General features: G+C 66.7%; 14 protein-coding genes and 2 pseudogenes. 6 read left to right on the forward strand and 10 right to left on the reverse strand.

Annotation, left to right across the window (positions count from 1 at the left end):
* Together HMPREF0975_RS03090 and pknB are read left to right on the forward strand one after the other, a co-directional pair.
* Positions 1-202: pseudogene (locus tag HMPREF0975_RS03090) on the forward strand (serine/threonine-protein kinase); the annotation flags it as partial.
* Entirely contained in the window at positions 199-2241 is a 2043-nt protein-coding gene (pknB, locus tag HMPREF0975_RS03095; RefSeq protein WP_009232670.1) for a Stk1 family PASTA domain-containing Ser/Thr kinase, read from the forward strand. The pseudogene HMPREF0975_RS03090 and the gene pknB, both read left to right, overlap by 4 nt.
* Before the next feature lie 96 nt (positions 2242-2337).
* On the opposite strand, the gene HMPREF0975_RS03100 is transcribed toward pknB, so the two are convergent.
* Positions 2338-3117, reverse strand: coding sequence for a response regulator (locus tag HMPREF0975_RS03100; RefSeq protein WP_009232671.1), 780 nt, complete (start codon positions 3115-3117; stop codon positions 2338-2340).
* Positions 3118-3234: 117 nt separating this feature from the next.
* Positions 3235-4968 carry a histidine kinase gene (locus HMPREF0975_RS03105; RefSeq protein WP_232212444.1) on the reverse strand — a complete coding sequence of 578 codons (1734 nt, stop codon included), beginning with the start codon at positions 4966-4968 and terminating at the stop codon, positions 3235-3237.
* A gap of 263 nt (positions 4969-5231) precedes the next feature.
* Here HMPREF0975_RS03105 and HMPREF0975_RS03110 point away from each other — a divergent pair, with 263 nt between their 5' ends.
* Positions 5232-5969, forward strand: coding sequence for a DUF4352 domain-containing protein (locus HMPREF0975_RS03110; protein ID WP_009232673.1), 738 nt, complete (start codon positions 5232-5234; stop codon positions 5967-5969).
* Between the two features lie 151 nt (positions 5970-6120).
* On the opposite strand, the gene HMPREF0975_RS03115 is transcribed toward HMPREF0975_RS03110, so the two are convergent.
* On the reverse strand, positions 6121-7311 hold the full coding sequence (locus HMPREF0975_RS03115; RefSeq protein ID WP_009232674.1) for a phosphoglycerate dehydrogenase: 1191 nt from the start codon (positions 7309-7311) through the stop codon (positions 6121-6123).
* A gap of 84 nt (positions 7312-7395) precedes the next feature.
* Positions 7396-8475: a 3-phosphoserine/phosphohydroxythreonine transaminase gene (gene serC / locus HMPREF0975_RS03120; protein WP_049939364.1), complete on the reverse strand. Its 1080-nt coding sequence runs from the start codon at positions 8473-8475 to the stop codon at positions 7396-7398.
* A 441-nt stretch (positions 8476-8916) separates the two neighbouring features.
* Between serC and HMPREF0975_RS03125 the strand changes: the two genes are divergently transcribed.
* Positions 8917-10356 (forward strand): DUF4832 domain-containing protein, encoded by a 1440-nt coding sequence (locus HMPREF0975_RS03125; protein ID WP_009232676.1) that lies wholly within the window; start codon positions 8917-8919, stop codon positions 10354-10356.
* Between the two features lie 861 nt (positions 10357-11217).
* On the opposite strand, the gene csb2 is transcribed toward HMPREF0975_RS03125, so the two are convergent.
* From csb2 to cas3g, 5 genes are all read right to left on the reverse strand, one after another.
* Positions 11218-12534 carry a type I-G CRISPR-associated protein Csb2 gene (gene csb2 / locus HMPREF0975_RS03130; protein WP_156808156.1) on the reverse strand — a complete coding sequence of 439 codons (1317 nt, stop codon included), beginning with the start codon at positions 12532-12534 and terminating at the stop codon, positions 11218-11220.
* Complete coding sequence (gene cas7g / locus HMPREF0975_RS03135; RefSeq protein WP_009232678.1) at positions 12527-13738, reverse strand: type I-G CRISPR-associated RAMP protein Csb1/Cas7g; 1212 nt, start codon at positions 13736-13738, stop codon at positions 12527-12529. Before cas7g ends, csb2 begins: the two co-directional genes overlap by 8 nt.
* A 62-nt stretch (positions 13739-13800) precedes the next feature.
* Positions 13801-14376, reverse strand: a complete 576-nt coding sequence (locus HMPREF0975_RS03140) for a type I-E CRISPR-associated protein Cas6/Cse3/CasE (protein WP_009232679.1) — start codon at positions 14374-14376, stop codon at positions 13801-13803.
* A gap of 24 nt (positions 14377-14400) precedes the next feature.
* A complete protein-coding gene (locus HMPREF0975_RS03145; RefSeq protein WP_009232680.1) occupies positions 14401-15312 on the reverse strand; it encodes a hypothetical protein in 912 nt (303 codons plus the stop codon).
* Complete coding sequence (gene cas3g, locus HMPREF0975_RS03150; RefSeq protein WP_009232681.1) at positions 15305-18097, reverse strand: type I-G CRISPR-associated helicase/endonuclease Cas3g; 2793 nt, start codon at positions 18095-18097, stop codon at positions 15305-15307. The genes HMPREF0975_RS03145 and cas3g overlap by 8 nt, the downstream gene beginning before the upstream one ends.
* Positions 18098-18485: 388 nt before the next feature.
* On the opposite strand from cas3g, the gene HMPREF0975_RS03155 reads away from it, so the two are divergent.
* A complete protein-coding gene (locus HMPREF0975_RS03155) occupies positions 18486-19796 on the forward strand; it encodes an ATP-binding protein (protein ID WP_009232682.1) in 1311 nt (436 codons plus the stop codon).
* Between the two features lie 25 nt (positions 19797-19821).
* Here HMPREF0975_RS03155 and HMPREF0975_RS03160 read toward each other — a convergent pair whose 3' ends face one another.
* Positions 19822-20040 carry a hypothetical protein gene (locus HMPREF0975_RS03160; protein WP_009232683.1) on the reverse strand — a complete coding sequence of 73 codons (219 nt, stop codon included), beginning with the start codon at positions 20038-20040 and terminating at the stop codon, positions 19822-19824.
* Between the two features lie 431 nt (positions 20041-20471).
* Between HMPREF0975_RS03160 and HMPREF0975_RS14620 the strand changes: the two are divergent.
* Positions 20472-20784: pseudogene (locus HMPREF0975_RS14620) on the forward strand (transposase); the annotation flags it as partial.

Here is a 20784-nt window from a genome sequence, read left to right on the forward strand (position 1 = left end):
TCACGCGGCCGAGGAGCCGACGCCGTCGCGCACCGCCCGGCACGCCTCCGGGCGCTCCTTCCTTGGCCTCAACCTGCTGACTCTGAGGGTCCTCATTCCGGTACTCGCCGTCGTCACCCTGCACAGCACGGGTACGCTTGCCCATGCGCATCAGGTCATGCCAGCCTTGATGCTGAGCATCCCTGTCAAGGAGGTACTGTGACCAGTCAGTTCCCCCAGGTCCTCGCGGGCCGTTACGAGATCCGCGATCTCATCGGACGTGGTGGTATGGCAGAGGTGCACCTCGGCTACGACACCCGCCTGTCGCGGGTCGTGGCCATCAAGCTGCTGCGTTCGGACATCGCCGGCGATCCCACCTTCCAGGCCCGTTTCCGTCGGGAGGCCCAGTCTGCGGCGGCACTCAACCACCCCGCCGTCGTCGCCGTCTACGACTCCGGCGAGGAGGAGCTCCTTCAGCCCGGCGGCGCCAGCCGGACCGTCCCCTACATCGTCATGGAATACGTCGAGGGGCACACCGTGCGCGAGCTCCTCAGCGAGGGCGAGGCCGTCCCGATCCCGGAGGCGGTGGAGATCGTCTCCGGAGTCCTGGACGCCCTGGAGTACTCCCACCGGGTGGGCATCGTCCACCGCGACATCAAGCCCGGAAACATCATGCTGACCTCCACCGGCTCGGTGAAGGTCATGGACTTCGGCATCGCACGGGCCATCGAGGACTCCGCATCCACGGTGACCCAGACCCACACAGTGGTGGGTACCGCCCAGTACCTCTCACCGGAGCAGGCCCGTGGCGAGTCCGTGGACGCCCGCTCGGACCTGTACTCCACAGGCTGTCTCCTCTACGAGCTGCTCACCGGTCAGCCCCCCTTCCAGGGCGACTCCGCGGTGGCCATCGCGTACCAGCACGTGCGGGAGATCCCCAAGCGGCCCTCCTCGCTGGCGGCCGATGTCCCCGAGTCCCTGGACCGGGTCATTCTCAAGTCACTGGCCAAGAGCCGAGAGGACCGCTACCAGGACGCCGCCCACATGCGAGCCGACCTTCAGGCCGCAGCCCGGGGCATGTCCGTGGCGGCCCCGGCGGCCGATTCCTGGTCCCCAACCTCCTCGGCCATGGCGTCGCCAGCTACGGAGCCGGTTCAGCCCACCTCCGCCTTCGCCCAGGTGCCCTCCGAGCCCTCTCCGACACCCGCGGCGAGGGATGAGGAGCCCGAGAACAAGCCCAAGAACTACGCCTGGGTGTGGATCCTCGTCTTCCTGCTGTTCGCGGTTCTGGCCGTCATCGCTGGCCGGTGGGCCTCCGGAGCCTTCAACGACCCTCGGCCGACCCCGACGCCGAGCGCGACAGTCGCCGCGGTGGAGGTTCCCGACGTCAGTGGTCAGGACGAGGACTCGGCCAGGAAGACCATTGAGGACGCCGGATTGAAGTTCGCCAAGAATGAGGTCGCCAACGACACCGTGAGCGAGGGCCTCGCCGTCTCCTCCGACCCGCAGAAGGGAGCGAAGATCGCGGCGGGCTCCACCGTCACCGTCCACTTCTCCACCGGCTCGGCCATGGTCAAGGTGCCGGACCTGGAGGGCAAGACCCAGGAAGACGCCCGCAAAGCGCTCAAGGACGCCGGACTCGAAGCCGGCAATGTCACTCAGGACGACTCCGCCTCGATCGCCAAGGATCGGGTCATCGACACCAGTCCTTCATCGGGTACCTCCGTCGAGCGCGGAACCACGGTGGATCTCATCGTGTCCACCGGTAAGACCTCCGTCCCCGACGTATCCGGCCAGGACGAGGCCACCGCCAAGAAGACCATCGAGGACGCCGGACTGAAGTTCAAGAAGGGGGACGATGTCACCTCCTCCGACGTCGAGCAGGGCAAGGCCGTCTCCTCCGACCCGGCTGCGGGCTCCAGCGTCTCGGCAGGCGACACCGTCACCGTGCACTTCTCCAGCGGGGCAGCAACGCCCACGCCAACGCCGAGTGCCACGGTAACGGTGCCCTCCAACCTCAACGGGAAGACGGCCGAGGAGGCGACTGCCGAGCTACAGAAGCTCGGCCTCAACGTCATCCAGGACCAGAAGTCTTCTGACAAGGTGGAAGCCGGTAAGGTCATCGGCACTGACCCGCAGGCTGGTACTCAGGTTCCTGCCGGATCGACCGTCAGCCTCACGGTCTCCAAAGGTAAGGACGGTGGAGGCAACAACAACCAGCCCCCCAATCCTGGCGGCGGAGACAAGAACAACGGCGGTTGATCGTCTGAGAGCGCATTTCTCAGACTCGGGCTGATCGCTTCGTTCAGATGGCTGGCCTTTGAGACGTCACGGTCTCAAGGGCCAGTCGCGTACCTGTCACCCCAGCAGACCGGCGCGCTCGGCGAGGACCGCTAGGTGCACCCGGTTGCGGGCGCCGACCCGTTCCTGGGCGCTGCGCAGATGGGCCTTGACGGTGGAGGCGGAGATGTACAGCCGGCCGGCGATCTCCTCTGTGGTCAGCCCCTCGGCGGCCGCCGCGATGACGTCCAGCTCTCGCCGGCTGAGCCCGGCCGCGGCCTGGCGAGCCTGGACCACAGCGCGCTGACGCTCCTCGGCGTGGGCGTCGTAGGCCGCCAAAACCGGTGCCGCGAGTGCCGGCTGGGAGCGCACGTAGCGCAGCAGCTCGGCCAGCGCCCCCGGTGACAGGACTGACTCGCCCGCCATGACCCGGCGCAGTCCGGCATCGAGTTCCTCGGAGGCGGAGTACTTGAGCAGGTATCCCACTGCTCCGGCCTCGATGACCCGCACGACGGCGTCGTCGACATCCCAGGTGGTCAGCGCCACGACGTGGGGGTGGCGCGGCGCCTGGCAGATCTGGCGCGTGGCCTCGATCCCGTCCATGACGGGCATGCCGAGGTCCATGAGGACGATATCCGCCTCGACGCGGGCGACGGCCTCGATCGCTTGGCGGCCGTCACCGGCCTCGGCGACCACGGCGTAATCCTCCCGCGGCCGCAGGAGCGGCTTAATGGCGGCGCGGGTGAGCGGGTCGTCGTCGACAAGGATGATGCGGACCGGGGACGCCGGCGGCGCGGGGGCAGCGGGGGAGACGGACTGGGATACTGAGGAGGCCGGGGCGGCGGAGGGGTCGGGCACGGGGCCAGCCTAGGTGCGTGCACCGGCACGTTCACCGTCCCAACGGCCCAGGTGCTCGATGTTTCTTCAGGTCGCCCACCCAGCGCATCCGCCGATATCTCCCGAGGATGGAACGGATCAGTGGCCGGTCTGGCGCGAGTCCGCGGAGCGCCAGGGTAGATGCGCACTCACCACGAATCTGCCGCGGCCGTCCGGGCCCGCCTGGAACGTGCCTCCGCAGATTTCCGCCCGCCGGGCCATGCCCTTCAAACCGGAGCCGCCCTGGGTGTCACCGGGCCGGGCGCCGGTTGCGGAGCCCGGCTCCGGGCGCGCGTCGCCGCTGTGGGGGGCTTCAGAGGCCTCTGCATCCTGACCATCCTGCTCGGTCGCCGACATCCGGTAGGGGAGCTGGTTGGAGCAGGTGATGTCGATGCCGGTGTTCGGCCCGCCCTCCACGCGCAACTGGACGCTCATACCGGGAGAGTGCTTGCGGGCGTTGGTCAGTGACTCCTGGACGATCCGGTAGACGGCGCGGGAGAGCACTTCGTCGGCCTCGGCGGCCCGATCGAGGTAGATCGACGAGCTCAGCGGCTGACGGGCGGCGAGCACCCCGTCCACGACCTCCTTGAGGTCCTCCAGATGCGGGGCGGGCTCGGCTGCGCCCACCGGTTCGCGCAGGACGGCCAGCAGGGAGCGCAGGTCCCGCATGGCGCCCTGGGCCTCCTCCCGCACGCGCTGGGCGGCGGCTTGGGGATCGTCCTCGTCCGCGGAGCCCGAGGCGCCCTGCGGGCCCGACGTCGCCAGCACGCCCTGCTCCAGGGCAGCGGCGTGGAGGGCAAGCAGCGACAGGCGGTGGCCGAGTCCGTCGTGCACCTCGCGGGCCACCCGCTCGCGCTCAGCCTGCAGGCTGACCGTATCCGCCAGGCGGGTCGAGGTTCGGACCTGCTCCTGGGCGGTGCGCTCGGCACGGGCCGAGGCGTCGGCGGCCTCCTGGGCCCGGCGTCGTGCCTCCTTCTCACCGTCCCGCGCGCGCAGCCACAGCCCGACGGCGATCGGCAGGACCATCGCCACCACCGCAAGGAACAGCACCTGTGGCGTCGACACATGGGTCACGGCTTTGGGGTCAGGGGATGCGGAGATGAGTCTGCCGATCGTCGAGTTCCCGGTGGAGCCGTAGCTCGCGTCGCGCAAGAGCGACACCAGCGTGCCGACGGCGAGCAGGGCGCCCGTTGCCCAGGGCACGGGATCGCGCAGGGATCGGGCCCGGCGAACCACGGTGGTGAAAGCGATGAGTCCCACTGTGGTGTCCAGGTAGACCGCGATGCCCGCGAGCGCCGAGGCGACCGTGATCGCCACCGGCCAGCGCCGGCGTACAAAGACCGCCACAAGGAGAACCAGTCCTATCAGGAACCCCATGGCATCGAGGAACGAATTGCTTATCTTGAGGGCCTGCTCGTGACCGAGGTGATATCCCAGTGCACACATGGAGTCGATGAAGCACAGAGTGAGCAGGCCCGCGGAGCGCAGAACCTCGAGGATGACCTCGAGGGCGCGGCGTTGCGACTGGGACAGAGATGCCGTGAAGGACGGCACCGTTCTCGCAGGGACGACGGGAGCATAGGGAACCGACGGCATCGGTGGCCGGTAGTAGGGGACCGCCCCCGCAGCGGTGGCAGGGTACCCGGGATACGCAGGGGGTGTGGAGTACGCGGAATGCACCGGGTAGGTGGGATAGGGAGGGTAGGAGGCGCGCCTCTGCGGAATCGGCGTCCCAGAGGCGGGAGCCGCCCGGCCGACGCCGGGGCCGCCACGCCAGCCCGGAGCGGGCGGAGTGCCTGGCGTAGGGGCGGGCGGGTGGCCGGGGACTGACATGTGCCCACTGTAGAGCCGGGCACTGACATGCAGGATCGCCCGATAGGACACGATGTGGGCGGCTGAGGCGCGGCACCGTCGTCCTTTCGGACAGGTGCGATGAGGGCACTTTCGGACAGCCGCCTCCGTCTCATCGGTCGATGTGCGCGGGGTACGGCCGGGACCATCGTTGTTCCCGTCAGCTGATCCCGTCAGCTCAAGCCAGTACCGGTGCAGCCGCATCCCGGCCGGCACCTCTCCTCCCACATCTCGAAGGACCCATCATGACCAGTCCAGTCCCGCCCTCACCCGCCGGCGCTCCCGCTCCGGGCTACCCCATGCCTCCCGCCTTCGGACCTGTTCCCGAGCCGAAGCGCTCCTGGTTCGCCCGCCACAAGATCCTCACCGGTATCGGTGCATTCGTCGGCGTCTGCATCGTCGCCTCGGCGCTGAACGGGGGCGGAGGCTCGGGGCACTCCGCAGCCGCCACCTCACCCGCCGCCCAGCCCGCCGCCACCGCGCTCTCCCAGAACAGCGCCGGTCAGGACGCCGCACCGGCCCCGGAGCAGACAGCTCAGGCCAATGACGCGGGCAAGGCGGATGCCGGCAAGAGCGACTCCGGCCTGAGCTTCCCCGGGATGCAGAGAAGCGATGTCGTCGGCAATGCCGGTGAGATGATCGACGACGACGGCATCCAGGTGACCGCCACGACCGTGGCCGCGGGCGATGCCACCCTGGGTCCCACCGCCTGCTCCACCGTCACGATCACCAACGCCTCCAAGAACACCCTGGACGTCAACGCCCTGGACTTCACGCTGCAGGATCCGGCCGGGGCGATCAGCAACGCCGGCTTCATGGGGTCGAGCAATCACCTGTCGGCTTCCAAGCTCATCGCAGGAGGATCAGTCAGTGGAGACGTCTGCTTCAGCACCGATGTGTCGGCCGGGGGCCAGTACGTGCTCCTCTACAAGCCCACGCTCTCGCTGTTCGGACACCGTCGGGCCTGGATCAACAACCTCTGACGGCTCATCGAGCCCACGGGCGCACGCGGCGCGTGCGGGGACAGTCCGCGCGGCCGGTGCGCCCCCACTGGGCGGAAAAATATCGCACGTGCGGGAACGGAATCTCTGTCCCCGCACGTGCGGATTGTCTTCGCCCGCGAAAGAAGGCTGGTCAGATGCCGCGGGCGGACAGGACGCCGTCGATCGCGCGCAGCTCCTGGAGGATCTTGGGCTCGATCTCACCCTCGACGTCGACCAGCGTCACCGCCAGCTCACCGCACGACTTGTTGAGCAGGTTGGCGATGTTCTGCCCGTGCTGGGCCACGATCGTGGAGACCTGACCGACCATGTTGGGCACGTTGCGGTTGACGATGACGAGCCGGTGCGTGTCCTCCTGTCGCGCCATGACGGCCTCGGGGAAGTTGACCGAATTGTGCACCTGGCCGTTCTCGAGGAAGCCGCGCAGCGATTCGACGGCCATCATGGCGCAGTTGCGCTCGGCCTCCTTGGTGGAGGCCCCCAGGTGGGGCAGGGAAATGCACTTGGGGTGCTTGTGGACCTGCGTGGAGGGGAAATCGCACACGTAACCGCGCAGCGTGCCCTCGTCCAGGGCGGCCACGACGGCGTCGGTGTCGACGATCTCGGCGCGCGCGAAGTTGAGCAGCACCGCGGTTTCCTTCATCAGGGCCAGGCGCTGGGTGCTCACCAGCCCGCGGGTGGCGGGGATGAGGGGCACGTGGACGGTGAGGATATCGGCGCGGCGGAAGACCTCTTCCATGGAGTCGGCCCGCTCGACCTCGGCGCTCAGGTGCCAGGCGTGCTCCACGGAGATGCCCGGGTCGAAGCCGACGACGTTGAGGCCCAGGCCCAGGGCTACGTTGGCCACCTGAACGCCTATGGCCCCCAGCCCGATGACACCGAGCGTGCGGCCGGGCAGCTCGAAGCCGACGAACTGCTTCTTGCCGGCCTCGACGGCCTTGGCGATCTCGGCGTCGTCGCCCTCGAGGGTGTGGGCGAAGCGGGCTGCCGGGATGAGGTTGCGCGAGGCGATGAACAGGCCCGCCAGGACCAGCTCCTTGACGGCGTTGGCGTTGGCGCCGGGGGTGTTGAACACGGGGACACCGCGCTCGGTGAGCTTGTCCACCGGGATGTTGTTGGTACCGGCGCCGGCGCGGGCCACGGCCAGGACCGAGTCCTCGATGGGGGTATCGTGGAGCTTGGCCGAGCGCACCAGGAGGGCGTCGGGCTCCTCTACGGAGCCGCCGACCTCGTAGAGCTCGTCGGGCAGGCGGGACAGGCCCGCCCCGGAGATGGCGTTGAGAGTGCGGATGCGGAACTTGTGATCGGCGCTGCTGGTGGTCACGGAGGTACTTTCTTCAGAACGGTCCGAATGGAAGGAGCGGTTGCGGCGGGGAGCCGGGTTCAAAGGCCGGCGGGGCGCGTAGGTTCAGGCCCGGGCGGCGAAGTCGGTCATGTAGTCGATGAGGGCGCGCACGCCCTCGATCGGCATGGCGTTGTAGATGGAGGCGCGCATACCGCCCACGGAGCGGTGGCCCTTGAGGTTGGTTAGGCCCGCGGCCTGGGCGCCGGCCAGGAAGTCGGCGTCGAGGGCGGGGTCGGCCAGGGTGAAGGGCACGTTCATCCAGGACCGCGAGCGCTTCTGGACCGGGTTGGCGTAGAAGTCGGAGGAGTCGATGAAGCCGTAGAGGAGCTTGGCCTTGGCGCGGTTGCGCTCGGCCATCGCCTCCAGGCCGCCGTCGTCCTCGATCCAGTGGCCGATGAGCCCCAGCAGGTAGATGGCGAAGGTAGGGGGCGTGTTGAGCATGGAGTCGGCATCGGCCATCTTCTGGTAGTCCAGGACGGTGGGGGTCACCGGGCGGGCCCGCCCCAGCAGGTCCTCGCGCACGATGATGACGGCCAGTCCCGAGGGTCCCATGTTCTTCTGGGCGCCTGCGTAGATGAGGCCGTAGCGGCTGACGTCGATGGGCCGCGAGAGGATCGTGGAGGAGAAGTCGGCCACGAGCGGGACGCCACCGGAGTCCGGAACGTAGTCGAACTCGACGCCGCCGATGGTCTCGTTGGGCGTGTAGTGCAGGTAGCGGGCGCCCTCGGGCACGGTGAAGGAGCCGGGCTCGGGCGTGGCCGTGTAGGAGGAGGCGGCCTCATCGGCGGGCACGACGACGTCGAGCTCGTAGGCACCGGCCTGCTTGATGGCCTTGGCGGACCACTGGCCGGTATTGAGGTAGGCGACCGTGTCGCCGGAGGCGGTCAGGTTGAGGGGGATGCCGGCGAACTGGGCGCTGGCCCCTCCCTGGAGGAAGAGGACGCGATAGTTCTCGGGGATGGACAGGAGGCGGCGCAGGGTGGCCTCGGCGTCGGCCGCGCAGGCCACGAAGTCGGCTCCACGGTGGGAGACCTCCAGGACGGACATTCCCGACCCGCCCCAGCTGGTGAGCTCGGAGGCGGCCTGCTCGAGGACGGGCAGGGGGAGTTGGGCAGGACCGGCGGAGAAATTGAAGACGCGCACGGAGTCATCATTGCCGCTTATGCGCGCGGCGGCAATCTCATCCCGCCTGGCGAGGAGGGCGCCGCGCATCCGCAAGGCCGCGTGACGACCCAGAACGGATCGGGGCGTTTTTCTCGACCGACGGCACCCACCGACGTCGGAGCATGGCGGAGCCAAGACGAACCGGCAGGCAGCCGCCACAGATTTTTCACGTAGTCCGGAAGCGGAGTTGCCACAGCGGCCCATTTCTGTCAACCATGCACATTGTCAGCGATAGCACAGGAAGTCTCGACTAACTGACCGGTAGGGTTAGCCTCATACCCAAATCCCTACCTACAAGTTTTCATGATCGATTCACAGAACGACGTCACTACCTCGGCAGCAGCGTCTTACTCCGATGCGTCGGCCGCGCAGGAATCGCGCGGTTCTGCTTCAGGTCGCCCGCGTCCGTTGAGCCGTCAGATGTTCGACCGGCTCCGCAGGGGCCGCAGGCCGCGGCTCGGCGCCCTCATCGTGGCGCTGGTCGCCGTCGTGTCCCTGGCCACCGGATTCCGGGCCTGCAACTGCAACCGGGCCTGGACCGAGGTCTCGGCAGGGGCCACGCCGCAGGCCAACCCGCTCAAGGGCATGATGCCCTTTGCGCCGTCGGACGCCTCCTACTCGCCGGGGCTGCCCGAGTCGGCCCCGCCCTACACGATGGAGTGGCTGACACTCCCGGCCAGCGACGTCGTCACCGGGCCAGGCACGTACTCGTGGGCCGCGCTGGAGGCGCACCTCAACGCCATCGCCTCGCGCGGGCACCAGGCGGTGCTGCGCTTCTACGTCGACTACCCCGGTCGCCCCACCGGCATACCGGCCTACCTGCTCACCTCCCATGCGGTCCTGACTCGCGAGTACACGTTCAACGGCAACGCGCCGGGCCAGTCCCTCGCCCCCGACTACAACTCCCCCGAGATGATGTCGATGCTCACCGGCTTCATTTCGGCCCTGGGTCAGCAGTACGACGGCGATCCGCGCCTGGCTTTCATCACCCACGGCCTCGTGGGCTTCTGGGGAGAGGGGCACACCTACCCGATGAACGGCAAGGTCTCCAAGGACAACCCCACCGGAGAGGACTGGATGCCGACGCCGGCGAACCAGAACACCCTGATCGACACTTGGGACAAAGCCTTCCAGGTGACGCCGACGATGGCCCGCTACCCGTCCGCGGAGACGGCCAAGCGCAGGATCGGCTACCACGACGATTCCTTCGGCTACGAGACCACGGGGGCCGCCGACTGGAACTTCCTGCCCCAGCTGAAGAAGGCGAAGGCGGACCAGGCCTGGCAGCAGTACCCGATCGGCGGCGAGGTCTACCCGAACATCCAGGAATGCTCGGTGCGCAACCCGGGCAATTGCATGACCCCAGGAGCCAACGGGGGCACAGTGGACATCAGCGCCTCCATCAAGGCCACGCACGCGAGCTGGCTGGTGGACAACTGGGCCTTCACGACGACGCTGAGCGGCACCGAGCACGAGCGGGCCGTGCAGATGTCCGCCGAGACCGGCTACGACCTGTCGGTGGCGCGCTGGCGCATGCACCACGGCAAGGTCGAGGTGCAGATCGCCAACAACGGGGTGGCCCCCTTCTACTACAACTGGAGCGTGGAGGCGGTGGCCGTCAACAGCCAGACCGGTGTGGAGGTCGGGCGCACCACGCTCAGTGGCGATCTGCGCAAGATCGAGGTCGGCAAGACCCAGACCTTTTCCGGCCAGCTCCCGGAGGACCCGGCGGGTGAGAATACGATCCTGGTGCGCGTGGTCAACCCACTGGAATCGGGCCAGCCACTGCGGTTCTCCAGCGCTGGCCAGGACCAGACGCTCCCCGGCTACCTGACCCTGGGCCGCACCCCCACCAAGTAGACCGGCACGGCGGGGCGGCGGGCGACCGTTCCGACGGCGCAGGGATCAGCGCTCCCGCATCGGGAACTGCGATTCCCCTCGAGAACGTACTTTTCCCGCAGACCACTGGGGTCTGCCCCCAGTCGTCTGCGGGATAACGCAGTTCTCGCGGAAGAAGTACGTTCTCGATCAACCCCGGCCGCCCCTGGCCAGTACAACCCCACCCTCGTGCAATAGGCATCCTGGGCCAGCGGGCCTGGCCCAGCACAGCGCAAGCCGCATGTCCGTGTCTGGACCCCCGCGTGCGCGGGGCTGACCAAACCTACTTAGCACATGTGCTAAGTACTATCCCTCTACCCCCGCGTGCGCGGGGCTGACGAATGGATAAATTAACGGTAGGGGCGGATTCACCCTCTACCCCCGCGTGCGCGGGGCTGACCCAGCCTCGCCGCCGACTTTCCCATGATCTCCGCCTCTACCCCCGCGTGCGCGGGGCTGACGGCTTCAGGTCCTCCAGGACCTCCTTAGCGTCCCCTCTACCCCCGCGTGAGCGGGGCTGACAACCGGACGCCTACCGGCAGCAGCCAGCCAACGCCTCAACCCCCGCGTGCGCGGGGCTGACGAGACCATCAGCTGCCCGATGCCCACGGTCCGGCCTCTACCCCCGCGTGCGCGGGGCTGACGAGGTTGGGGGTGGCCATGAGGGTCCAGGCGGCCCTCTACCCCCGCGTGCGCGGGGCTGGCATGCCGAAGGTCAAGATCGGCGACATGGCGGATCCTCTGCCCCCGCGTGCGCGGGGCTGACATCGAGATCGCGATCGGGGCCTCTGACGGTAAGCCTCTACCCCCGCCTGCGCGGGGCTGACTGGCTGACCTGCGATGTTAGTCGGCTCGGGGTCTCCTTGGGTTCACTGCCAAGGTGGTGGCCCCCAGGGGAACCATGAGAGCGCCGTCGAAGACAACCGGCCCGGGCACCACCGCGTCGAAGGCGACCGAGACGTGCCAGCGCCCGTTGTCCTCCTGCACATCAATGCCTCCGTCGCTTCGCGACTCGGAGTGCCGCTCAACCTCAACGAGTCCGCAGCCGAGCCCCGAGGCGCATTTCTTCAGCATGCGCATGATGCCTTCAGGATCCTCCGCCGTCGGCACAACGGTGGTCCATTGCGACAAAGGAGCCGTGGCGGCCCGCAGAACTCGCGGCAGGGAAGCCAATGTCCTGGTCTCGGCAAGTCTCGCCTCAACCACCCCCGTTCTCACCGCGAGTCCCACGCAGGGAGGCCGAGGCCCCCCGGCCACGAGTACCCCCCGCAGGACGGGCAGGTGGCGGCGGCCCAGCCCACCGATGAGTGGCAGCATCCAGCCCGCCCCTTCAAGGGAATCTCGCAGTTGCTCCATGACGAGAGCAGCGTCGGCGGCGTGAACCAGAACTGCACCTTCTCTCCCACCATGGGGCATTCGGTAGAGCGAGCATGAGCGCAGTAACTCCCGAGTATCAGGCGCCTCTCCGTCTCCTGGGCGCGCACCTACGAGCCGGTAGGGAGCGGTGGGTCGCACGCTCATATACGGGTGCGTTCCCGTCACGGTGCTGCGGCGCCGTTCCTCTTCTCGCGCATCCAAAGCGGCCAGGAGTCCTTCCGTTCCCACGCGCAACTGAATCCAGCCCAGCGGGTCCGGTTCCCAACGGGAATGGTGAGGCGGGGCCTCACCAGCGCCGTCGACGACGTCGAGCAGCACAGGCGAGGTCGGACGCCCGAGGTACTCCACGGATTGCGCCACCTTTTGCAGGACACCCAGATCAACCCGATCATCAGCGGCGAAGGTCCAACGCACGACGTCGCTCGGATCAGTACCGATCATCATGCCGCGCTCGGGATCTTTCGCCTGCTTCTCCAGGAGGCGGTCGTTTCGGTCGATGATCCCGGTCGGCGAACCGTTCTTGGCCGTCTTCACCTCATTGTTGACGGGAACCCACCGCCGGTAACCGATCTGACGCTCGCCAGCCGGAGGGGCGGTGATCCGTGGAGGAGGGTATCGAAAGAGAGCCTCGACCTCGGCGACGCCCTCTCCGAGGCCATGGGCGACGGACAGCATCGCAGCCAGTACCCGCGCTGGTGCCGGCGGCCATTCGGCGTGACCGTCCTCATCATGCGCATTGAACTCCCCGAGGGGAAACGAGGCCGTGATGGTCAGATCACTCATCACTGCGTCCATCAGTCTTGCGCCCATCGACGTCCAGGATGATCTTTCCCAGCGGGGAATTGTGGGTGATCGTGACGGTGGTGGCGCCGTTCCAACCGATCTCCTGGCCGAGGTCACGCACGAGGTCCACCAGCTCGTCGACCTCCGGCAGTGCGAGGGGCTCGGAGGGTGCTCCGTGCCTCTCGACCTTGGCCTCGAGGCCCGGTTCACGCAGACGCAGCTCCGCCCCTGCGCGCAAGTCCAGCCGTTCCTGAAGCAGTCGGTACAGCAGCAGGGTCAGGCTGACCACGAGCGCCCGTGCAGGCTCCGGGCGAGAGAAGGCGAATGTCCTCAACCCCGCGAGGGAGAAGAAGGCCTTCCCCACAATAGAGTCGTACGTTAAATCTGATGGAGCCTCAGCAACAGCAAGGGGAGGCAATGACCCAATTCCCAGAGCGGAAAGTTTTACTCCCCGAATCGTCGTTTTATTACTGGTTGCCGCGAAGAGTGGATCCGTTTTCCCAGCCATGCGACGGCGCTCAGACACACGGGTCGCAATAATCTCCGACGTGAACAGTCTGGCGGAACGCGACTCCGCAGGATCCATGACATAATAACCAAGAAATTCATCCCGCGTCGCATTCAGCTCACGAGCATCCTTGCCTCCACCTTTCTTCCCTCCCTTGTTAGCTTCGTCAACAGCCTTCTGGGAGCGCTTCGTCTGCGAGTGCCACCAGCCGAAGGGGATCGCCGTGGGGAACCCGACGAGCAGGGCGTCCGGCTGGGATCGTGTGGCATTTTGGATTCCCTCGAAATCAACACCCTTGCCGGTGAGCTCGTCTCGTATGAGCCTCCAGGTGGCGTCGGCCTGCCGGTGCGAGAGCTCCACGGAAGTGGTCAGCACCTCTCCTTCCTCATCGAGGAGGACCACCATGGGGAACCCCAGAACCTCGGCGAGAGTGGAGGTTCCTCCTCTGAAGCGACTGGCCAGAAGCGCCTCGCACCGCGAGGCCTGGGAGCCCCAACTATCAATCGTGGCCGCCTTCTTACCGTCGAAGGTTTCAAAGAATCCGACAACCTCCCCCTCCTGGCGGATCGTGCCCGCCGGCGGCGTCACCGTCATTCCCAACAATGATTCATATTCACTGGTCACGCTGATTCCAGCCACCGCATTATCATCCATGAGGGCACCGATGGTGGAGCGAAATTCCTGAGCCGTCGTCATAGTAATCTCCTTATCTACGTATCTATCATCATATTGGCTGAGCGCAGTTCACATCTGCGCAGTCACAGCACCAAGGGCATTCCGTAGCCGTAGGCCTTCCCTCTCCCGATTCCCTGACGGTAGGCGGATTCCCCGGCCTCACTGATATTGCTAATGGTGCCGGTGAGATCCCGGAGCATGAAGGAGCGTCCGCCTCGTCGGCCCACGAACCACCTGGGCGAGACCGTCAGCTCACTGACCCCCAGACCATGGCGCTCCAGCAGATCGGCGGCCCACCCGTGGGCTTCTTCGTCGAGGACGGCCCGGACACGGTTCTTTCCCGACTCGTCCGCATGGCGTTTCTCAGCCACCGCTCGAACAGTGAAGCGCTGACCGACGGCAAACCCTGACGGCGCCTCGATGGCCTGTGTTCCGGGCAGATCGAGATCGGCCCGGAATCTGATAACCAGGGAACCCTTTTGCCCGCCGTACTCGGTTGGTAGAGCCAGGCGGTACAGGACGCCGAGGTCTGCGCGAATCGATCGCGAAGCGCCTCTGAGATCCGGCAAGTACGACATGGCGAGGCGATGGACCGCATCAGGTGTTCCCAGGTCCGGTAGCGCCTGTGCCAGTGGAAGGACTGCAATCTGATCAGGCATGGGCTGTTGTCACCTCTTCCTCTCTCATGCCCCGGGGTGGGCGGGCGCGAACGATGTCACCTTGGACGTGGATCCGGTGCCACGAATGCGGGACGTCCACCGGTTCCACGGGAGTTCGGGCGGCGGGGACTCGTGCAGATCGATGATCGCCTCCATGGTGAGGGGAACCGGATGCAGCACCCAGGTGAGGGCCTTGGCCGCACGTTCTCGCGTCATTTCTCGCTGCTGCGGCTGGAGGAGCAGGTGCCCGCAGAAGGCCAGGAGATCCACGAGCGGGTACACATCGCACTCCTCGGATCCACTGGTAATACGCGGGGTCGCCTGGCTGGCGGAGAAGCGCAGCCCCGGCTTGGCCCGGGCAACGGCAAGGTCGCCGCGCACAAGTCGGTCAAGGTGTGCCGCCCCCGCAGCGACAGCGTCATCTGCAGTGGTCAGTGACTCGCCCATGAGTCCCCAGGTGTCCTGCACCGACTTGGCGGTATGGCTCCTGCCGCTGAGCAGGGTCAATGCTGAGGACCGGACCTGGAGATCCTGCGTCCTCGTCATCTTCGACTGGTCGGCCGACGTCGCGGACGTATCGAAGACGGCTACCGGCCCAGATGCGCTGAGGTCGCTCGTCTTTTCAGCGGCCTGCCAGCCGACATGTGACAGGACGTTGACCGCAGATCGCGTGGGCGTCGTCGTGGCGATGCCGCGTAAACCATGATCCCCGAGCTTCCAGGTTCGCTCCGCCAGGTTACGAGCGGCCACGTTCACCAGCTCATCCGTGTCCCCGCCATAGCCGACGACGGGGACTCCTTCCCCCTCAAAGCGGAGCGTCGCCCCCGGAAGAAGGGACGCCAGTCCCCAGGTCGCCAGGACGTAGGCGGCCCGATACCCCGGTAATGCAGTCAGGCGATACTCAGTAGAAGCGTCACGGCATCCAGCACTACTCATGGTTCTGCTCCAATTCTTGCGAAACGTCCCAGTCGGCCAGACGCAGGATCGTCTCGATCAGCGCCAGGGTGTAGGGGCCATAGCGATCATTGAGACGGTGGAAACGGCTTATAGCCTCCGCCCAGGAAGGGTCATTCGGGTTCTGATGCCGTGGAGTTGTTCCATGTTCGGGCAGGCACACCGGTCCTGGGCCTCGGAAGCGGCCGTGGTGGCTGAGAACCAGATGCATCACCAGATCAGGATCGTGCGCCGTCTGCTCAGCTCTCTCCAGCTGCTCCTCCAGGTAATCGGCTGAGGCCGCTTCGTGCCTCCAGCCGGAGGGCACGCCGGCCATGCGCATGGAGCGGTTCCAGTACCTGCGAGGCAGCCGGGACTTGCTCAGCGGCGTTCGACGCTTCCGCTGCCCCGGATCCTCCAGAAGGAGGAAACCGCTCTCATCCACCGCAGCCCCGAGGGCGGCCTGCATCCTGGGATCGGCCTTGCCATCGTCATGGTGGCGTCCGGCCGTGACGAGGTCCTCCACCAGGTTCTCCGGCAAACCGATAGCTCGGGCCCACTGTCCTGCACGCTCACCCACCTGGTCGCCGTGGCCGGACAGGGTGCGCTCATCGGCGTCATCCTCGGTGCTCGCGGGACGTTCGGTGGCGGCCTCCACGAGCCGCAGGCGCAGCCACGGGTGGCGACTGTCGGCGCCAATGACGTCGTCGTCGATCTGCCAGCCCGGTGGCACTGCGAGCAAGGCCGCCTCTTCCAGGAGGTCGGCGTACGGGTCGTCGGTTCGGACGTCGCCCCCGGACAGGTCCGTGAGGATGGCGGCCTGCCTCCAGCCCGGTCCCTGGTCCGTCCCCGTTGCAAGGGACACCAACTCCTTGGACACCTCCTCAGCCGTGGCACCGGGCATCACGTGCTGCCCGGAGTAGTCACGGCCGGCGCCTTCCAGCCCGTACGGGTTGCTGTCCTTACCCGGCGCCATGACGATGATCTGACCGGGAACCAGATCGGGCAGCGAGACCCCGGCCTCAAAGATGCGAGGCGTGTCCTCAGTCGTCGGGTCAATGATGACAAGGGCCTGCTTCTTCAGCGCCTGGCTCGACACATCCCGAGCATCGCTCAGCGGAACGCTCCAGGCCTCGGCTCGCAGGTCGGGCCGCCACCGCGTCAGGTCCTCCTGGAGGGCCTCAGGACTGACGCCGGCGAGGTCTCCCACACTCTTGCGGAAGACAATGAACGCGTCCGGTCGAGGGTCTGCCAGTCGCCGGATCCACGGATGGACGGGGGCGTCGTTGCGGGACCCCATGGTGCGCAGATAGGCGGCGAAGACATTGGGAGGGATGACGACCGGAACCTGGGTCGCATTCACCAGCTCCTCCCGCCCATCAACCTCATCGAGCCGCTTCACGACCTCACCGAGGGTGGTGGCGCCGTCGATCAGGTCGACGACGGCGTCAGCAGCACCGCCGTGAATCGGGTCCTTACTCGTGGTGGAATGAACGATGGCCACGCTGCCGTCGGAGCGGGCGCCAACCCGGTTGACTCGTCCCAGGCGCTGCACCAGGGAGCCGGCCTGACAGCTCTCCGTCAGGAGGTGGGTGAAGTCGAGGTCGGCACCAACCTCCAGAGTCGATGTGGCCACGACGACGGTGGCCTGAGCGTCCTGACGACCCTCGGCCCCCGTCCGATAAGGGGAGAGTCTCTTCACGGCGTCCTCGCTGCGACGAGCAGGCATCCCGCCGACCATGACGTCCAAGCGAGGAGCCTGATCTCCCAGATTCCGGATCTCCTTCTTCAACCCGGCAACTACCTTCTTGACGGTGTCCAAGGTGTTGCAAAAGACGACCAGCGACTCTCCCTGGCTCAGCTCCTTCATGCGGGTACATGCCTGCTCTGTGAGAGCGGCTGCCGCCTTGCCATTCACACAATGAACGTCCACCGAGACACCGTCACGATGCGCCCGACGCGCAGCCAGTTGCGGGTCCAGGCGGCACTCCTCCTCCCAGTCCAGGCTGAGACCGGGAGTTGGTTCCTGGTCGGATTCCCGGTGGAAGGTGGGAAGCGTCATGGGTGTCGCCGTCATCGGCATGATCTGCAGGCCCGGGACGCTGCCACCACAACGATCCTCGAGCCTGTTCTCCTCGCTGCGGAGCACGGACAAGGTGGTCAGGGCCTGCTCGGAGAGGTGCGCCTCGTCCAGGACCCAGAACGCATCCATCCCGGTCAGCGCCGCATCGATGCTGCGGCGGTAGGGCGAGAGCTGGTAGCCGCGGAACAGCAGACGGGACACGGTCATATCGAGTGTTCCCACGATGATGGCCGGGCGCGAGGGGTAGCGCGTGTGCTCCGTCAGGTCCCGATCAGCATCAGCGAGCCCGCCGCGCAGACGGCGCACCTCCAGTACGTCCGCCTCGGCAGGGATCGCAAAGGCGGATCGCAGTGCCTCAGCCGCCTGCTGCACCGCCGGCCGGCTGCCGGCGCCTTCCCCGATTGCCTTGCTGATCGTCTGCGCCGCCTCGAAGGAGTCGTCGACGACGGCGCGCCGGTCGACAACGAGATGCAGTCTCAAGGGGACCACTCGCCTCCGACGACGTCGGCTCGCCTGCTCGGCGTCCTGCGCCAGCGCGTACAGCCATCCGAGGAGAACTGCGAAGGTCTTGCCCATCCCGGTCGGCACGCTGAGGTGGGACGGAGGCTCTCCCGAGGCGAATCGCTCGGCCAGGCGCACCTGGTAGTCCCTGGGTTCGTGCCCAGTGATCTCGCGGAAGAAGTCTGTGAAGTCGAGGCGATTCACATCAACGCTCCTGAGAAGTTGGTTCTACCATAGATAAGTTCAACCCCCAGTCCCCTGGGGCAGCACCGCCGGTACTTCCGTGCGGACCATCGATAATCCGCTACCTCCACCAACTGTGGAGCCGATATATCTCTTGAGAGACACGGCGGTAATGAGACTCATCTTACACTCAGCGAGTCCCCTCTGTCACTGCCTGCTACTGCGTCGGGACCCCGAGGGGCACAACGATCGATGTCAGTCTTGACTAAACTGATCATTAATCCTTGACCAAATAGTCAATGAAGACACGACCGAACCGACTGTCCTCACCACGCCGAAGCCTCAGAGTTATCCACAGACCCACTCTTTCGGCTGTACGGCAGCACAAAGTGGCCCTTACGATCAATTCATGACCACCTACCGGCCGCGTCTCATGGACCAGCGCCTCCAGGAGCTGCTGCGGTCGGTCCCGGCGGTCAGCGTCGAGGGAGCCCGCGCCGTCGGGAAGACCCGCACCGCCAGAACCCACGGCACTACCTTCATCGCCGTTGACGATCCTGACGAACGCGCCCAGCTCACCGCCATCGGATCGCGCTTCACCGCACTTCCCAGCCCTCTCGTCATCGACGAGTGGCAGCGCATGCCAGAGCTGTGGGACCGGGTGCGTCGCGCCGTCGACGACGATCCTTCTCCCGGCCGTTTTCTGCTCACCGGGTCCTCCACGCCGTCCCAGGCGCCCACTCACACAGGCGCAGGACGGATCATCACTCTGCGGATGCGTCCCTTCAGCCTGGCCGAGCGCGCGATCGAGGTCCCGACGGTCTCAGTGGGGAAGCTGCTGGACAGCACGCTCGGCTCACAGGACCCTTCCGAGTTGGCCCCGATCGAGGGGTACACGCGCATCGCGATCGACCAATACGTCGATGAAATCTGCCGCTCCGGCTTCCCCGCCATCAGGGAGCAGCCACCTTTAGGACGCCAGGCCCAACTGGACGGATACATCGAGCAAACGCTTCGGCATGATCTGCCGGAAGCGACGGGCGGCAGGCGACGTTCACGATCCATGAGGGAGTGGCTGACAGCCTACGCCAGCGCGGTGGCCACGACGGCGAGCTTCACCTCCATCGCCGAGCTGGCGAACAGACCACTGAACACCGACATGAGCTTGGCGACGGCGCGCTCCTATCGGGACCATCTCAGCGGGATGTGGCTGCTGGACCCGGTTCCAGGCTGGAGTCCCAGCGAGAACGAGTTCTCCCGCAACAACCTGGCCGACAAGCACCAGCTGTGCGACCCGGCCCTGGCCGCCCGCCTTCTCGGATACGGTCCCTCCGAGGTGCTCGGCGTTGGCCACCCGATCCTCACCAGCCCCCGGGGCACTCCGCGCCGTCCTCGGGTACTCGGCTCGCTGTTCGAGTCCCTGGTGATTCAGAGTCTTCAGGTCTACGCCGAGTTCCTCAGCGCCCGGGTCTTCCACCTCCGGACCAAGGGCGGCCTCCAGGAGATCGACATCATCCTCGAGGGACCCCACCGCCAAGTCGTCGCCTTCGAGATCAAGGCAAGGGCCACCCCCAAGCCGGACGACACCAAGCACCTGCGCTGGCTGCGCAAGAAGATCGGGCCGAGGCTCGCGGATGCGGTCCTGGTGACCACAGGCCGCCTGGCGTACCGGGATGAGGACGGCATCGCCGTCGTACCGGCCGCTCTACTGGGGCCATGAGATCCTCCTACGCCTCAGCCCCGCCTCACAGCGGGTAAGCCGACGACGCCCCCTCGATGGCCTCGGTGAGGTCGATCTCGCGCTCGCCCAGCTTGAAGCGGTAGCGGTCCAGGATCTCCAGGGGCTCGTCCTCGGCGGCCAAGTAGGCGCGCACGGCCTCCTTCTCCTCCTCGTCGAGCCAGCTCATCCGATCCGACAAACACCGGTAGCGGCTGGCCTCGGCCACGTCGCGCAGCCACTGCATCTGGGCTTCGCTGAACGGAAAGCCCCGTATCGAGGCCTGCGGAGCACTTCACCACACTGTTTGATGAACTCCGGACCATCTACGACATCCACGCCCAGCACAGAGATCGAAACACAGCCCGCACCAGCACTTCGGGTGGAGATGATGTCCTTCTCATCGTCAAACTCACTGCTTGCCTCCGACATCAGCGGCACAGACTCCCTAGGTACTTGCCGCACCGCCCGCCGTTGGCAGCCCACACTCCCTGAAGGTCCGCCAAGGCGTCGTCGGAGTACCTGCGAGCCTAGCCCTGAGCTCCGGGTTGGGTGGGTCTCTTAGTGTGGTGGCAGTTCCTGCGGCGTTCCCTGGCCGGTGGTTCTGGCTTGGAGCAGGAGGGGGGCATCGTGGGGATCCGGATTCTCGACCAAGATTCACCAGGAGGTTGTCCCACGATGCCCCCTCACCAGTCTGCCGTCTCCGTCCTGATTCAGGATAGTCCTTGCCGACCCGGACCTGGCTCATGATGACGTCTTCCGTCGTCTGCTCCAGGCCGGTCTGCAGGACCTGATCGACGCCGAGGCCACCGCCGTGATCGGCGCGGGCCCCTATGAGCGCACCGAGGACCGGCGCACGCGCCGCAACGGTAAGCGCCCCAAGAAGCTGGCCACCACCGCCGGCGAGGTGGACCTGGCCATCCCCAAGCTGCGGCAGGGGTCCTTCTTCCCGTCCCTGCTCAGCCCCCGCAAGCGGGTCGACAAGGCCCTA

It is taken from the genome of Actinomyces sp. oral taxon 849 str. F0330 (assembly GCF_000239715.1).
In the GTDB taxonomy this organism is placed as follows: domain Bacteria; phylum Actinomycetota; class Actinomycetes; order Actinomycetales; family Actinomycetaceae; genus Actinomyces; species Actinomyces johnsonii.